Here is a 15,929-nt window from a genome sequence, read left to right on the forward strand (position 1 = left end):
TTGTAGTGGATGGCGCTGGCGATGAGCTCCTTGCCGGTGCCGGACTCCCCGCGCAGCAGCACCGTGGTGTTCCACTTCGCCACCTGGCGCACCTGGTCGAAGACCAGGCGCATGCGCTCGGTGCGGCCGATGATATTGTCGAAGCCGTGGCTGCTCTTCATGTGCCGGCGCAGGGTGTCGCGCTCCTCGCGCAGGGCGCGGCGCTCGGCCTCCACGGAGCGCGACAGGCGCACGGCCTGGCCGATGAGATTGGCGATCATCTCCGTGAGCCGCGCGCGCTGGGGCATGAGTGTATCGTTCGCCGGCGGCTGCAGCGCGAAGACACCCACCACGTCGTCGTCGCCGATGCGAATGGGCACACCGATGAACGGCAGTTGCGCATCGAACAGCCCGAGCCGGTCCAGGAACCGGGGCTCGTCGCTGACCCGGGGCAGGATCCAGCGTCGGTTGCTCTCGAGCACCTGGCCGATGACGCCCTCGCCGGGGCGGTAGCGGATCTTCTCGAAGGGGGCGGCGTCCTCGTCGTGCAGCGCCGCCACCAGCAGATCGCCGCTGTCGGCGTCGAGCAGGCTTACCATGCCGCGGCAGAGCCGGCCGCGCTCGTGCAGGGTGCGCAGCACCTGGCGCAGGGTCTCGCGCAGCTCCAGCGACCGGCTCAGGATGGAGCTGACCTGGAACAGCGCGGCGAGCTGCTCTTCCAGGAGCTTGAGGCGTGCGGCCTCGCCGTCGTCGGATTGGGAGGGGGATGAGGGAGGTGCGTCGACTTCAGGCATCTCGAGCATGTTGCAATGCGGCCTCGGGTTCCGGTTGGCCGGGCACCCATGCTGGCGCCCGGCTGGCTGCTGAGCCGGACGCTCAGTCGCGCGCGCGGACGTGGCCGAGGGTCACGCGCACCCGGCAGCCGTCGCGATAGTCGGGATCGATCTCGATGGCGCCGTCGTGCTGGTTGACGATCTCCTGCGCCAGCGCCAGGCCCATGCCGGCGCGCCCGCGACGGTTGCGCCAGCCGATGTGAAAGGGCTCGAAGACCTTGAGTCGCTCCGCCTGCGCAATGCCGGGGCCATTGTCCTCGACGATCACCTCCACCGCGTCGTCCAGCGCACGGGTGGCCAGGCGTAGGGCGCGCTGACCGCCGCCGCCCTCGTAGAGGGCTTGGAGGGCATTGTCGATGAGGTACTTGAACAGCGAGCGCAGCTCGTTCTTGTGCCCGGAGAGCTCCGGCAGCACCAGCGCCGGCTGCCAGTCCACGATGATGCCGGCGGCGAGCAGGTTGTCCGTCTCCAGGGCCAGCACGTGACGCAGCAGCTCGTTGACGTTGACGTTGACGCCGGCCTCCGGCACCTGCGTTGGCATGGCCGCACGCAGGGTCGCCAGCGCCGTCTCCCCGGCCTGGGTGATCTGGCCGAGCATCTCGGCGAAGAGGGCTGGATTGCCGGCGCCGTCTTTGAACATACCGCTGGCGGCGCGGATCATGTTGAGCGGGACCTGCAGCTGGTAGCTGGCTGCGGTGAGGGCCTCGCGCATGCCCTGGGCGAGCTGCTGCTCGGCCAGGCGTGCGCGCAGGTTTTCCAGATGGGCGCGCTCGATCTCCCGGCGGCGCCCGGTGATGTCGTTGGCGAGCAGCAACAGGCGCTGGTCGCCGGCGTCGCCGCGGATAAAGTAGCCCGACAGACTGGTATCGGACTCGTTGACGGCGGTGCCAGAGCAGGAGAACCAGCGCGGGCTGGCGCTGCCTGGCACCTCGATGCTGATCTCCACGTCGCGGAAGCCCTCGCCGGCGGCGGCGCGCGCCAGCGGATCGAAGCCCGCCTGCTGCTGCAGCGCCGAGCGCAGCAGCGCCAGCGGCTCGCGCCCGCGCAGGTCGCCGAGCAGCTTCTTGTACTCCTGGTTATCGAGGATGATCCGCCCCGCGGTGTCCAATAGCACGACCACCACCGGTGCGGCGTCCAACACCGTCTCGATACGGGTCTTCTGCTGGCGCAGCGCCACCGATAGCTCGTGCTCCCGCGTCACGTCCCGGTGCATGCCGAGGAAATAGCGCAGGCGCCCGCCGGCGTCGAGCACCGGCGAGATGGTCAGCTCCGCCAGGTAGTCCTCGCCGCCCTTGCGGCGATTCACGAGGGTGCCGGTCCAGGAGCGCTTGCGCTGGATGGTGCGCCAGAGCTGCTGGTAGATGGACTCCGGCGTCGCGTTGCTGGAGAGAATGGATTCGTTCTGCCCCAGCACCTCATCGCGGCTGTAGCCGGTGAGTGCCTCGAAGGCGGCGTTGGCATAAAGAATGTTGGCCTTGGCATTCGTGATGGAGATGGCCACCGGCGCCTGCTCCACGGTCTCGAAGTAGAGCCGCGGCGGCAGGGGATCGGTGGGGTCGCCGGCCATGAGCGTGAGCGCCTCGACGACCTCCGGCGGTGTGCCCGGTGGCGGCGCCTTCAGGAAGGTGCCCAGCGCGCTCGCGGCCGGCAGCTCGGCATCCGGCTTGAAGCCGCCCGGAGCCCCGGGCGGGCGCTGCTCATCGAAGTCGAGGTTGGCGGCCTGCTGGGTATCGATACCTTTGCGAGTGCTCACACGCTGCTCTCCATCTCGTTTTGTGCGGTGGTCTTTCTGTTAGCCGGAAACACCCGTGCCGATGCTGCTGCCGGGAGGGGCCAGGCGTACCATCAGCAGATTTCGTGCCAGTGACCCGCGGGCGGCCCTGCCGGCGCGGGCGCCGCCAACCGGCCGCCGTGGCTGCCTCGGGCGGCGGCACCGACGGTCTCATCTGTTGGAAGTGCGACAATCCTGCTGCGGCGCAGCATCGGGTTGTGGCATGCCCGACAGGCGCCGCCGGGTCGCAGTTCGACATCGAGCCTCGCGCCCCGCGTGCCCTAACGCATTGAGAACGTGCAGTTCCGGCATGGGATGCCCCGCGAGGAGGCGCACCCCGTCGCCAGGCCCGGGGCCTGGCATCCCATTTGCACTGGACTCAGGCAGCAGCGCTCGGCGCCTGCGCGATCAGCGCCGGTGGCATCCGGCGCATCCCGACCGCCGATTGCGCAGGGCCGTCTTCAGGCAGCGCAAACCCCCATCAGGGGAGCCCAGAGAGCGATGACCGAATACCTCATGCTGATCCTGGCCACCGCGTTGGTGAACAACGTGGTACTGGTGAAGTTCCTCGGGCTCTGCCCCTTCATGGGCGTGTCCAACAAGCTCGACACGGCGCTGGGCATGGGGCTCGCAACCACCTTCGTGCTGACCCTGGCGGCGGCGGCGAGCTGGCTGCTGCAGCACCTGGTGCTGCAACCGCTCGACATCGGCTTCCTGCGTATCCTGACCTTCATTCTGGTGATCGCGGCGGTGGTGCAGTTCACCGAGATGGCCGTGCGCAGGCTCTCGCCGACGCTCTACCAGGTGCTCGGGATCTTTCTGCCGCTGATCACCACCAATTGCGCCGTGCTCGGTGTGGCGCTTCTGAACGTGCAGCAGCAAAACGGCTTCTTCGAGAGCCTGCTGTTCGGCTTCGGCTCCGCGCTCGGCTTCACCCTGGTGATGGTGCTGTTCGCGGGGCTGCGGGAGCGGCTGGCCCTGGCCCAGGTGCCGGCGGCCTTCGCCGGCACCCCCATCGCCTTCGTGGTGGCGGGATTGCTGTCGCTGGCGTTCATGGGCTTTGCGGGGCTGGCGTGATGGACATGATGATCGCCGCCATTCTCAGTCTCACTGCCCTCGGCCTCGGCCTCGGCGCCCTGCTCGGCATCGCAGCGCGTTACCTGGCGGTGGAGGACAGCCCCATCGTCGGCCGGGTGGAGGCGCTGCTGCCGGGCTCCCAGTGCGGCCAGTGCGGTTACCCCGGCTGCGGCCCGGCGGCGGCAGCCGTGGCCGGCGGCGACGCACCGGTGACCCTGTGCCCGCCGGGCGGCCGGGCACTGGCGGAGGAGCTCGCGGCGCTGCTCGGCGTCAGCGCGGACTTCTCCGGCATGGCGGCGCAGACACCGAAGGTGGCACACATTCACGAGCGGCTCTGTGTCGGCTGCACCAAGTGCTTCAAGCGCTGCCCGACGGACGCCATCATCGGCGCCAATGATCAGATCCACGCCGTGTTCGAGGACGCCTGTACCGGCTGCGGCAAGTGCGTGGACGCCTGCCCTACCGAGTGCATCGAGCTGCGGGCGCCGACACAAAGCCTGAGCAACTGGGTCTGGCCCGTGCCGGAGGTCGTTCGATGAAGGTCCTGGGCTTCAATCTTTTTGGTGAGCTGCACGGCATCCGCGGCGGCGTCCACCCGGACGATCGCAAAGCCCTCGTCGCCGGCCAGCCCATCGAGGCGCTGCCGCTGCCGGGCCTGCTGCACATCCCGCTGCAGCAGCACATCGGCGCCGCGGCCAATCCGGTGGTGCAGCGCCGCCAGCAGGTTTGCAAGGGCGAGGCCATCGCCCATGCCCAGGGTGCCGTTTCCGCACCCATCCATGCGCCCACCTCCGGGCGCATCGCCGGGCTCGGGCTCTATCCCGCCAATCACCCGTCCGGGCTCAGCGTGCGCACCATCACGCTGCAGCCCGATGGCGAAGACCGCTGGCATCCGGACATCCGCGGCGTGGACGACCCCTTCGCGCTGGCGCCCGCCGAGGTGGCCAAGCGGGTCGCCGCCGCCGGCATCGTCGGCATGGGCGGGGCCACCTTCCCGTCCGCCGTGAAGCTGCACCTGCGCAACCGCTACCGCCTGCACACGCTCGTCATCAACGGCGCGGAGTGCGAGCCCTACCTGACCTGTGACGACCGGCTGATGCGCGAGCACACCGCGCAGGTGCTCGACGGTGTGCGCATCATGGCCCATGCGCTGGGTGTGGGTCGCATCATCGTCGCCATCGAGGGCAACAAGCCGGATGCGCTGGCGGCCCTGCGCGAGGCCGCCGCGGACTGTGCCGGGGTAAGCATCGTCAGGCTGCCGACGCGCTACCCCATGGGCTCCGAGAAGCATCTGGTGCAGACGCTGACGGGCAAGGAGACGCCGGCCCGCGGCCTGACGGCGGACATCGGTGTGGTGGTGCACAACCCGGCGACGGCGTTCGCGGTGCACGAGGCGCTGCGGCTCGGGCGACCGCTGATCTCCCGCGTGGTCACCGTCACCGGAGGCGCGGTGCAGCGGCCGAAGAACCTGCGCGTGCCCATCGGCACCCAGGTGCAGGCGCTCGTCGATCACTGCGGTGGCTTCACAGAAGCACCGGCGAAGCTCATCAGCGGCGGGCCCATGATGGGTCAGCCACTGGCGGAGCTGCGCGTGCCCGTCATGAAGGGCAGCAACGGCGTGCTGGCCCTCACCGCCGCCGAGACGGGCCAGCATACGCCCGCGCCCTGCATCCGGTGTGCGAGCTGTGTCGACGCCTGTCCCTGCGGCTTGGTGCCGCTCACCATGGCGGCGCACATCCGCGCCGGCGACCTCGACGGCGCCGTGGGCCAGGGGCTCATGGACTGCATCGGCTGTGGCTCCTGCGCCTATGTCTGCCCGGCACACATCCCCCTGGTGCAGTTCTTCAGCCACGCCAAGGGTGAGCTCGCCGCCCGCGGCCGCGCCAAGCAGAAACAGACCGAGACCAAGCGCCTCGCCGAGGCCCGCAGCGCACGCATGGAGGCCCAGAAGCAGGCCAAGCGCGCCGCCATGGCACGGCGCAAGCGCGAAGCCGAGGCACAGAAGCGCGCGGAGGCGGCGCTGAGCGAGTAACCAATAACGTCCACCCCGCATCTGAACCCCGTCGTCAGCCGAGCGAGATCGACACCGCATGAACCAACCGCTTGCAGCCAGTCCCCACGCCCACGCGCCGGTCTCCATCGGCCGCACCATGGCGCTGGTGATGCTGGCGCTGGTGCCGGCGTCCCTGTTCGGGCTGTATCAGTTCGGCTGGCCGGCGATCTTTCTGTTCACGGTCACCGTGGGGGCCACCGTCGGCTTCGAGGCCTTGTCACTCATGCTCGCCGGCCGGCCCGTGCGGCTCACGCTGATGGACGGCTCGGCGTTGCTCACGGGCTGGCTGCTGGCGCTGACGCTGCCACCCTGGGCGCCCTGGTGGATCGGCGTGGTGGGTGGGGCGCTCGCCGTGCTGCTGGGCAAGCAGGTATTCGGCGGCATCGGCCAGAACCTGTTCAATCCGGCCATGGTGGCGCGGGTGGCATTGCTGATCTCGTTCCCGCTGGAAATGACCCGCTGGGTGGCACCGGCGCCGCTGTTCACCGCTGACGCGCCGGGCTTCTTCGAGGGGCTCGCCATCACCTTTGGTGGGCCGAGCGGGGAATTCTCAGGCGTCGATGCCCTGTCGGGCGCGTCCATCCTGGGCCACGTGCGCACGGAGCTGGGTCAGCACGAGGCGCTGAAGACGGCGCTCAGCGGCGTCTATGACCCCTTCTCGGCCCTGCTCGGCACCGTGCCCGGCAGTTTGGGGGAAACGTCGGCGCTGCTCATTGCCCTGGGTGGTCTCTGGCTCATCCACAAGGGCGTCATCGACTGGCGCATCCCGGCGGCCCTGCTCGGCACCGTGGCGGCGCTGGCGACGGGCATGCATCTCATCGACCCCGAGCGCTACGCCGCCGCGCCCTATCACCTGCTGACGGGCGCCACCATGCTGGCGGCCTTCTTCATCGCCACGGACCCGGTGACCTCGCCGGTATCCCGCGCCGGGCAGCTGGTCTTCGGCGCCGGTGTCGGGCTGCTGGTCTATGTCATCCGCACCTGGGGCGGCTATCCGGAGGGCGTGGCCTTCGCGGTGCTGCTGATGAACGCCGCGACGCCGATGATCGATCATTATCTCAAGCCGCGCATCTACGGCCGCGACCGCCGCGGTCAGCCGCTGGAGTACCCGGAGCCCGAGGCCGCGGCCAAGCCGGGGGAGGGCCGGTCATGAGCACCACCACCGTCGCCAATCCGGGCTATCGCGAGCGCGTGGGCTACCAGGCGGCCCTGCTCGGCGGCTTCGCCTTCGTCGCCACCGCCCTGCTGGTGATCGGTGATCTCGCCACCCGCGATGCCATCGCCCAGCGCGAAGCCGAGGACCTGCTGGCATCCCTGTCGCAGGTGATCCCGGCGGGGCTGCACGACAACGCTCTGCTGGCGGATGCCATCACCCTCGACACCACCGACGGCGCGCTGACGGTCTATCGGGCGCTGCGGGGGTTGGAGGTGACGGGCGTCGCCTTCGAGACCGTCGGGCCAGGCTATGCCGGGCCCATCCGCGTGCTGCTGGGCATCGGCGCCGACGGCCGGGTGCTCGGCGCCCGGGTGCTGTCGCACACCGAAACGCCCGGGCTCGGCGACAAGATCGAAGTGGCCCGGGATGACTGGATCCTGCGCTTCGACGGTAAGTCTCTGGGTGAGCCGCCGCCGGAGCGCTGGGCCGTGCAGAAGGACGGCGGCGACTTCGACCAGTTCAGCGGCGCGACCATCACACCGCGGGCGGTGGTGCGTGCGGTCAAGCGGGGGCTGGAGCGCTTCGCCGCCCATCGCGACACGCTGACGGCGTCCGCGGTGCAACAAGTATCGAGTGACCCGTGACGCGTGGCGCGCATCGGGGGGAGGCACCCGTGCCGTGGTGCTGCCCCGTCACGCGCGCCTCGGAGCACGGACCGTCCCCGACCGCGAGGTGAGCAAGTGAGCACGGTGGAGAAGACAACGACGCATTGGTCCCGCATCGCCCGCGACGGCGTCTGGGACAACAACGTGGTCATGGCGCAGTCGTTGGCGCTGTGTCCGCTGCTGGCCGTCACCGGCACCGCCACCAACGGCCTGGGGCTCGGGCTCGCCAGCATCGTCGTGATGGTGGCCTCGGGACTGCTGGTGTCGCTGCTGCGGGGCATCATCACGCCGCAGGTACGCATCCCCGTGTTCGTGCTCATCATCGCCACCCTGGTGACCCTGGTGGACCTCGGCATGAACGCCTGGATGCACGACCTGCACAAAGTGCTGGGGCTCTTCATCCCGCTCATCGTCACCAACTGCGCCATCCTCGGCCGTGCCGAGAGCTTCGCCTCCCGCCAGGCGCCGCTGCCGGCGGCCTTCGACGGCCTGATGATGGGGGTCGGCTTCACGCTGGTGCTGGTGGCCCTCGGCGCCGTGCGCGAGGCGCTGGGCGCCGGCACCCTCTTTGCCAACGCCTCCCTGCTGTTGGGCGAGTCGCTCGGCTGGCTGGAGGTGACGCTGATCCCGGACTACCGCGGCTTCCTGCTCATGATCCTGCCCCCCGGCGGCTTCATCGCCATGGGCGTGCTGCTCGCCGGCAAGCGGCTCCTGGACCGTCGGCTTGCGGCGCGGCAAGCAGCCAAGGCGGCGACCGGCCTCGCCGCGGGCGTCTGAGCGCCCCAATCCTCGGCCCCGCGGGTGCCGGCGCCTCCCGCAGCTGGGCGTCGCGCTCCCACGCACACCCGCCAACCCGGAGCGGACAACCATGCACATCGGCGTTGCCTACGCAGACAAGTTCAAGCGCACCTGGCTCACCCTCGACGTGCCGGAGGGCTGCACGGTGCGCGAGGCCATCGAGCATGCCGGCCTGCGCCGGCAGTATCCGGACATCGATCTCGACAACCAGCGGGTGGGCATCTTCGGCAAGTTCACCAAGCCGGACGCCAAGGTGAAGGACGGCGACCGGGTGGAGATCTATCGCCCCATCACCGCGGACCCCGACACCGTGCCGCGGCGGGATGAGGGCGTGTGACGCCCGGTCGACGATCGGGTGTGCGGCCTGCGGTCCACATCCATCAGAACAGCCCCTGTTGCGTCGCCAGCTTCAACGCTTGTAGTCGGGAGTGTGCGCCGAGCTTGTGATAGAGACGGCGTACATGCCAAGGCACGTACCACCTCCGCGCCGGAACAATCCGGCAGGCCCAGATCCACCAGCGCCAGCGCCTAACAAGCGCCCTCGGCGCAGCATGCGATCGCGTCCTCACCGTGGCGAAAGGCATGCGTCACCCACCTGCCCTGTAGCCCCGCCACGGCTGTCGCCAGCGCCCGCAGGAACCACGGCGCATGCGGCGGTCTGCGACCGACGCCGTTCGACGACCCATGAATATGGGTATCCCGGCGTTGCCGTGTCTATGGATATGTGATTGGCGGACCGGACAAAGGCTGCCATGCTTTCCGGCGCCTGCGCTGCAGGCGGTCATCGCACCGATACCTCAATGATCGTGCATCGCCGCGAGCGAATGCCCTACGACCTGGAAAGTCAAGACATTACACCAGTGTTCTTTGTGTTCTTCCTGTTCGACCCATACCAAGTAGCCCGGACGGCCAAATACGATGTGCCATCGGCATGTTTTGAGGCATGAGTAATGAAGCCGTGCGCAGGGGGCGGAGCGGAAACGCCGGCAATCGTCGCATTTTGCTTCTCAGAACGGCGCTTTGCGCCGCTTGACCCGTTTTTCAGGTGAGCGCGTGCAGCAAGCTTTGGTTTGCTGAGCTGGAGGTCGCGCATCAGGTTATAGGTCAGGTTCATGCAGCCGATCTTGACCTCGGCTCGCGCCTTGCCGATGGTGCGGATGAGCTTGCCGCCCATGCTGTTGTGTTGAAAGCCGAAGACGTGCTCGACAAGCGAGCGCGTCTTGGAGCGGAGGCGGTTGGCCGCCTGCTGCTCGTCGTTCAGGGGTTGGTTCCTCCGACCCTTCTCGCAGAGATGGCGCTCGTAGCCCGCTCCGCTCAGGGCGCCCTCGGTCTGTTCGCTGCGGTAGGCGCTGTCGGCCCAGACGTGCGGATCAGCGTTGTCGGAGTCGATGATGGCGTCGAAGACCTGGCTGTCGTGGACGTTCGCCGCGGTGGTCTTGAATGAGCCGCCCGCGAAACCGCCACACCGTGGCGCCGTTGGACACGCTGTCGTGCATCTGCAGGCCGAGCAAGTGCATGAACGACAGACGGTCGCGGATCTGATACTCCACCGCCTCGTTGGCCAGGTTGTAGAGCGTCTGCAGAATCAGAACCCTGAACATTAGCACCACGTCCAACGGCTTGCGTGCGGCCGCGGACTTGCGCGCTTTCTCGTGCACCTGCTCCAGCAACGGCCGGAACAGCTCCCAGGGAATCTCGGCGGCGAGCCGCTCCAACGGGTCGCCCATGCGGCTGATGCTCTCCAGGCGGCGGTCGATGTCGAAGAATCCGGGTTGGGGTATGATGTGCTGACATCGTGGGCGTCCGACCCCGACGAACGCCTCGACGCCGATGACCGACGGCGTCACGCTCGCCGGCAACACCGCCACCCTCACCATCGCTGACAATGGCCCCTTTAACGCCGACCCCAACCAGGGTGGCATCGCCGACCCCCGCGGCCCCGCAGCCCCGCCCGAGTCCATTCCCACCCTCTCGGGGTGGGGCCTGCTCGCCAGCGCCGGGCTGCTGGCGCTGTTCCCATCAACCCCACACCGAGGAACCAACCGTCATGCCCGCACCATCGCCAACGCCCCCCAAGTGCCGTCCCTCGCTGTTGTCGCTGGCCATCACCGGCATCCTGCTCGCGCCCGGGGCGCACGCGGCGACCATCACCGTCGGCTCCACCGCGGATGATGGCACCGGCTGCACCCTGCGCGAAGCCATCACCAGTATCAACGACGCATCGGCGGCGGACGGCTGCACCAACGGCGGTGGCGGCTTTGGCACCGACGATACCATCGTGTTCGATTCGGCGGTGACCGGCACCATCACCCTCGCTGGCAACGAGCTCGGGATAACGCAGTCCGTCTCCATCGACGGCCCGGGTGCGGATGCGTTGGCCGTGGATGGCGGCCAGCAGTCCCGGATCTTCAACATCGGCGCAGGCACAACCGTCGCAATCGATGGCCTGACCATCCAGAATGGATCGACCGCCGATGATGGCGGCGGTATCTATGTGTATGGCGCCACCCTGACAATCAGCAACAGCACCGTCTCCGGCAACTTCGCAGACGATGATGGCGGCGGTATCTCCGCGGATGGCGCCACCCTGACGGTTACCAATAGCACCGTCACCGGCAATTCGACGGGCGGTGATGATGGCGGCGGTCTCTTCGCGGGCTCTGGCACGCTGATGACGGTCAGTGACAGCACCATCTCTGGCAACTCCGCGGCCGATGATGGCGGCGGCATTCGGGTTTCTGTCAGTCAGCTGATGCTCACAAACAGCGCCGTCACCGGCAATTATGCAGCCGATGATGGCGGCGGCATCCGGGTTGTAGACAGTCAGCTGACGCTGACCAACAGCACTGTCGCCGGCAACTCCGCAGAAGATGATGGCGGCGGCATCCGGGCATCATCAACATCTACTGTGACGATTACCAATTGCACGATCTCCGGCAACTCGGCCATCGGCGACGACGGTGGTGGTCTGCGCATAGACGACGTCTCAACCTTGAAGCTGACCAACAGCACCGTCGCCAGCAACTCTGCAGCCAGTGATGGTGGCGGCATCTTCGTGAGTTCCCCCTCAATCGGGAGTTCCTCCAGTATGACCCTCACCAACAGCATCATCGCCAACAGTCCAGGTGGCGGGGATTGTCGGGCCGTGGACGCCGACGTGACCGGTAGCTACAACCTGATCGGGGACTCGGGCGATGATGCGTGCGGCCTGAGCAACGGCGCCGACAACAACATCATCGGCACCGATCCCGACTTGGATCCCCTCGCCGACAACGGTTGCGTGACCAGAGCGGGCGATCCCGACGGCCCGCCTGCGTCCTACGGCTGCGTGCAGACGCATGCGCTGTCGATCGACAGCCCGGCGTTGGATGCGGCCGACGATGCCTCCGCGCCCGAGACAGATGAGCGTGGTGCCACCCGCCCGGCGGGCAGCGGCGATGACATGGGCGCCTTCGAGCTGGGCCCGCCGAGCCCGCCCACCGGCGTCAGCGCCACCGCGGGTGTTGCCCAGGCAACCGTCTCCTGGACACCACCCACCAGCTCAGGGTTGACGGCGCTCACCGCCTGCACCGCCACCGCCGACCCCGGCGGCGCCACCTGCACCGCACCGGCCGGCACCAACCAGTGCACCATCACTGGTTTGACGCTGGGAACGGAATACATTTTTACAGTCGCCTGCGACAACGCATCGGCCATCACGGGTTTTGCTAGTACCACTAGCAACAAGGTCACACCAAACGCTGGCCCAGCGCCCATTCCCACCCTCTCGGTGTGGGGCCTGCTCGCCAGCGCCGGGCTGCTGGGGTTGTTCGGCGCCCGCCGGCAGCGCCGGCGGCGCTGAGGCGCACGCGCTGCCGCCGGCCTGGCGCGCCCGCGGGCTGCGGGCGCGCGGGCGGCGCGACAGGCGTGGCCCATGCGGTCTGCGCAAGCGCCCGCCGCTGGAGTGCCAATTGAGCCGGCACCGCACCCCCCGCCGGCGTCGGCGCTGGTGGGCAGTGCCGGCCCAAGGCACGTACCACCTCCGCGCCGGAACAATCCGGCAGGCCCAGATCCACCAGCGCCAGCGCCTAACAAGCGCCCTCGGCGCAGCATGCGATCGCGTCCTCACCGTGGCGAAAGGCATGCGTCACCCACCTGCCCTGTAGCCCCGCCACGGCTGTCGCCAGCGCCCGCAGGAACCACGGCGCATGCGGCGGTCTGCGACCGACGCCGTTCGACGACCCATGAATATGGGTATCCCGGCGTTGCCGTGTCTATGGATATGTGATTGGCGGACCGGACAAAGGCTGCCATGCTTTCCGGCGCCTGCGCTGCAGGCGGTCATCGCACCGATACCTCAATGATCGTGCATCGCCGCGAGCGAATGCCCTACGACCTGGAAAGTCAAGACATTACACCAGTGTTCTTTGTGTTCTTCCTGTTCGACCCATACCAAGTAGCCCGGACGGCCAAATACGATGTGCCATCGGCATGTTTTGAGGCATGAGTAATGAAGCCGTGCGCAGGGGGCGGAGCGGAAACGCCGGCAATCGTCGCATTTTGCTTCTCAGAACGGCGCTTTGCGCCGCTTGACCCGTTTTTCAGGTGAGCGCGTGCAGCAAGCTTTGGTTTGCTGAGCTGGAGGTCGCGCATCAGGTTATAGGTCAGGTTCATGCAGCCGATCTTGACCTCGGCTCGCGCCTTGCCGATGGTGCGGATGAGCTTGCCGCCCATGCTGTTGTGTTGAAAGCCGAAGACGTGCTCGACAAGCGAGCGCGTCTTGGAGCGGAGGCGGTTGGCCGCCTGCTGCTCGTCGTTCAGGGGTTGGTTCCTCCGACCCTTCTCGCAGAGATGGCGCTCGTAGCCCGCTCCGCTCAGGGCGCCCTCGGTCTGTTCGCTGCGGTAGGCGCTGTCGGCCCAGACGTGCGGATCAGCGTTGTCGGAGTCGATGATGGCGTCGAAGACCTGGCTGTCGTGGACGTTCGCCGCGGTGGTCTTGAATGAGCCGCCCGCGAAACCGCCACACCGTGGCGCCGTTGGACACGCTGTCGTGCATCTGCAGGCCGAGCAAGTGCATGAACGACAGACGGTCGCGGATCTGATACTCCACCGCCTCGTTGGCCAGGTTGTAGAGCGTCTGCAGAATCAGAACCCTGAACATTAGCACCACGTCCAACGGCTTGCGTGCGGCCGCGGACTTGCGCGCTTTCTCGTGCACCTGCTCCAGCAACGGCCGGAACAGCTCCCAGGGAATCTCGGCGGCGAGCCGCTCCAACGGGTCGCCCATGCGGCTGATGCTCTCCAGGCGGCGGTCGATGTCGAAGAATCCGGGTTGGGGTATGATGTGCTGACATCGTGGGCGTCCGACCCCGACGAACGCCTCGACGCCGATGACCGACGGCGTCACGCTCGCCGGCAACACCGCCACCCTCACCATCGCTGACAATGGCCCCTTTAACGCCGACCCCAACCAGGGTGGCATCGCCGACCCCCGCGGCCCCGCAGCCCCGCCCGAGTCCATTCCCACCCTCTCGGGGTGGGGCCTGCTCGCCAGCGCCGGGCTGCTGGCGCTGTTCCCATCAACCCCACACCGAGGAACCAACCGTCATGCCCGCACCATCGCCAACGCCCCCCAAGTGCCGTCCCTCGCTGTTGTCGCTGGCCATCACCGGCATCCTGCTCGCGCCCGGGGCGCACGCGGCGACCATCACCGTCGGCTCCACCGCGGATGATGGCACCGGCTGCACCCTGCGCGAAGCCATCACCAGTATCAACGACGCATCGGCGGCGGACGGCTGCACCAACGGCGGTGGCGGCTTTGGCACCGACGATACCATCGTGTTCGATTCGGCGGTGACCGGCACCATCACCCTCGCTGGCAACGAGCTCGGGATAACGCAGTCCGTCTCCATCGACGGCCCGGGTGCGGATGCGTTGGCCGTGGATGGCGGCCAGCAGTCCCGGATCTTCAACATCGGCGCAGGCACAACCGTCGCAATCGATGGCCTGACCATCCAGAATGGATCGACCGCCGATGATGGCGGCGGTATCTATGTGTATGGCGCCACCCTGACAATCAGCAACAGCACCGTCTCCGGCAACTTCGCAGACGATGATGGCGGCGGTATCTCCGCGGATGGCGCCACCCTGACGGTTACCAATAGCACCGTCACCGGCAATTCGACGGGCGGTGATGATGGCGGCGGTCTCTTCGCGGGCTCTGGCACGCTGATGACGGTCAGTGACAGCACCATCTCTGGCAACTCCGCGGCCGATGATGGCGGCGGCATTCGGGTTTCTGTCAGTCAGCTGATGCTCACAAACAGCGCCGTCACCGGCAATTATGCAGCCGATGATGGCGGCGGCATCCGGGTTGTAGACAGTCAGCTGACGCTGACCAACAGCACTGTCGCCGGCAACTCCGCAGAAGATGATGGCGGCGGCATCCGGGCATCATCAACATCTACTGTGACGATTACCAATTGCACGATCTCCGGCAACTCGGCCATCGGCGACGACGGTGGTGGTCTGCGCATAGACGACGTCTCAACCTTGAAGCTGACCAACAGCACCGTCGCCAGCAACTCTGCAGCCAGTGATGGTGGCGGCATCTTCGTGAGTTCCCCCTCAATCGGGAGTTCCTCCAGTATGACCCTCACCAACAGCATCATCGCCAACAGTCCAGGTGGCGGGGATTGTCGGGCCGTGGACGCCGACGTGACCGGTAGCTACAACCTGATCGGGGACTCGGGCGATGATGCGTGCGGCCTGAGCAACGGCGTCGACAGCAATATTATCGGCACCGATCCCGATTTGGGCCCGCTCGCCGACAACGGCTGCGAGACCCTGGCCGGCAATCCCAACGGCCCTGCTGCGTCCTACGGCTGCGTGCAGACGCATGCGCTGTTGACCGTCAGCCCGGGGATCGACACGGCCGACACCGCGGCAGCCCCGGACACAGACCAACGGGGTGTCAGTCGTCCGCAAGGTCCGGCGGCGGACATCGGCGCTTACGAGGCCGCGGTGGCGGCGCCGATCCCCACCCTCTCGGTGTGGGGCCTGCTCGCCAGCGCCGGGCTGCTGGGGCTGTTCGGCGCCCGCCGGCAGCGCCGGCGGCGCTGAGGCGCACGCGCTGCCGCCGGCCTGGCGCGCCCGCGATCGTCGGACTGGGGCCTGCGGGCACCGTTGTTGCGCGCGCCGCCGTTAGCGGCGGCTGCGTGCCACCGCTGGCGCAATACCGCTGCCGATCGGGTCGATGCGGTCTGATACCCGCGGCTGTGCCGGCAGGGAAAGGGGCAACGCCTGGAGGGCGGAGCGCGGGTCCGAGCTGAACGCCATGCGTGCCGAGGAGCGGCGACGTGTCAAGGCCCGATCGGCGGCGAACGGCAAGCGGGGCGGGCGGCCGAGGAAGAAGCGAAGCCCATGCGAGGTGCAGAAAAGTTAACCTAACTTGCGCTGCCCGCCCCGCTGCACCCTCGCCGGGCCACGGCTTGCACGCAATGACATCGTTGCCTACTCTCACTCCTCCCAAGCCAACCGGGAGGGCAGCATGGCCAACCTCAGCATCCGCCACCTCGACCCGCACCTCAAACACCAACTTCGCGTCCGCGCTGCGCTG

Annotated in this window: 15 protein-coding genes; 9 read left to right on the plus strand and 6 right to left on the minus strand. The window is 67.9% G+C overall.

Annotated features, from left to right (window positions below; genetic code table 11):
- Together QZ588_RS16210 and nifL are read right to left on the minus strand one after the other, a co-directional pair.
- Window positions 1-773: GAF domain-containing protein (locus tag QZ588_RS16210; RefSeq protein ID WP_295543990.1), on the minus strand; the 773-nt coding region annotated here is incomplete at its 3' end.
- An 82-nt stretch (window positions 774-855) separates the two neighbouring features.
- On the minus strand, window positions 856-2,565 hold the full coding sequence (gene nifL, locus QZ588_RS16215; protein ID WP_366929592.1) for a nitrogen fixation negative regulator NifL: 1,710 nt from the start codon (window positions 2,563-2,565) through the stop codon (window positions 856-858).
- A gap of 519 nt (window positions 2,566-3,084) precedes the next feature.
- Between nifL and rsxA the strand changes: the two genes are divergently transcribed.
- The 7 genes from rsxA to QZ588_RS16250 all read left to right on the plus strand — a co-directional run bounded on the left by rsxA (window position 3,085) and on the right by QZ588_RS16250 (window position 8,669).
- Window positions 3,085-3,660, plus strand: coding sequence for an electron transport complex subunit RsxA (gene rsxA, locus QZ588_RS16220; protein WP_295543981.1), 576 nt, complete (start codon window positions 3,085-3,087; stop codon window positions 3,658-3,660).
- A gap of 8 nt (window positions 3,661-3,668) precedes the next feature.
- Complete coding sequence (locus tag QZ588_RS16225; protein WP_295543992.1) at window positions 3,669-4,199, plus strand: RnfABCDGE type electron transport complex subunit B; 531 nt, start codon at window positions 3,669-3,671, stop codon at window positions 4,197-4,199.
- Window positions 4,196-5,692 carry an electron transport complex subunit RsxC gene (gene rsxC, locus QZ588_RS16230; protein WP_295543982.1) on the plus strand — a complete coding sequence of 499 codons (1,497 nt, stop codon included), beginning with the start codon at window positions 4,196-4,198 and terminating at the stop codon, window positions 5,690-5,692. The genes QZ588_RS16225 and rsxC overlap by 4 nt, the downstream gene beginning before the upstream one ends.
- A gap of 58 nt (window positions 5,693-5,750) precedes the next feature.
- Entirely contained in the window at window positions 5,751-6,866 is a 1,116-nt protein-coding gene (locus tag QZ588_RS16235) for an RnfABCDGE type electron transport complex subunit D (RefSeq protein WP_295543983.1), read from the plus strand.
- Window positions 6,863-7,513 (plus strand): electron transport complex subunit RsxG, encoded by a 651-nt coding sequence (gene rsxG / locus QZ588_RS16240; RefSeq protein ID WP_295543984.1) that lies wholly within the window; start codon window positions 6,863-6,865, stop codon window positions 7,511-7,513. The genes QZ588_RS16235 and rsxG overlap by 4 nt, the downstream gene beginning before the upstream one ends.
- Window positions 7,514-7,609: 96 nt before the next feature.
- Complete coding sequence (locus QZ588_RS16245) at window positions 7,610-8,311, plus strand: electron transport complex subunit E (RefSeq protein WP_295543985.1); 702 nt, start codon at window positions 7,610-7,612, stop codon at window positions 8,309-8,311.
- Window positions 8,312-8,402: 91 nt separating this feature from the next.
- Window positions 8,403-8,669, plus strand: a complete 267-nt coding sequence (locus QZ588_RS16250; RefSeq protein ID WP_295543986.1) for an RnfH family protein — start codon at window positions 8,403-8,405, stop codon at window positions 8,667-8,669.
- A gap of 507 nt (window positions 8,670-9,176) precedes the next feature.
- Here the strand turns inward: QZ588_RS16250 and QZ588_RS16255 are convergent.
- On the minus strand, window positions 9,177-9,725 hold the full coding sequence (locus QZ588_RS16255) for a transposase (protein ID WP_366929593.1): 549 nt from the start codon (window positions 9,723-9,725) through the stop codon (window positions 9,177-9,179).
- Window positions 9,703-10,194 carry a transposase gene (locus QZ588_RS16260; RefSeq protein ID WP_295543987.1) on the minus strand — a complete coding sequence of 164 codons (492 nt, stop codon included), beginning with the start codon at window positions 10,192-10,194 and terminating at the stop codon, window positions 9,703-9,705. The genes QZ588_RS16255 and QZ588_RS16260 overlap by 23 nt, the downstream gene beginning before the upstream one ends.
- 185 nt (window positions 10,195-10,379) lie before the next feature.
- Between QZ588_RS16260 and QZ588_RS16265 the strand changes: the two genes are divergently transcribed.
- Window positions 10,380-12,173, plus strand: a complete 1,794-nt coding sequence (locus QZ588_RS16265) for an IPTL-CTERM sorting domain-containing protein (protein WP_295543988.1) — start codon at window positions 10,380-10,382, stop codon at window positions 12,171-12,173.
- A 542-nt stretch (window positions 12,174-12,715) separates the two neighbouring features.
- Here the strand turns inward: QZ588_RS16265 and QZ588_RS16270 are convergent.
- Window positions 12,716-13,264 carry a transposase gene (locus QZ588_RS16270; protein ID WP_366929593.1) on the minus strand — a complete coding sequence of 183 codons (549 nt, stop codon included), beginning with the start codon at window positions 13,262-13,264 and terminating at the stop codon, window positions 12,716-12,718.
- A complete protein-coding gene (locus QZ588_RS16275; protein WP_295543987.1) occupies window positions 13,242-13,733 on the minus strand; it encodes a transposase in 492 nt (163 codons plus the stop codon). Before QZ588_RS16275 ends, QZ588_RS16270 begins: the two co-directional genes overlap by 23 nt.
- A gap of 185 nt (window positions 13,734-13,918) precedes the next feature.
- Here QZ588_RS16275 and QZ588_RS16280 point away from each other — a divergent pair, with 185 nt between their 5' ends.
- A complete protein-coding gene (locus QZ588_RS16280; protein ID WP_295543989.1) occupies window positions 13,919-15,433 on the plus strand; it encodes a right-handed parallel beta-helix repeat-containing protein in 1,515 nt (504 codons plus the stop codon).
- Window positions 15,434-15,929 lie beyond the last annotated feature (496 nt).

This window comes from uncultured Thiohalocapsa sp. (genome assembly GCF_913062725.1).
Taxonomy (GTDB): domain Bacteria; phylum Pseudomonadota; class Gammaproteobacteria; order Chromatiales; family Chromatiaceae; genus Thiohalocapsa.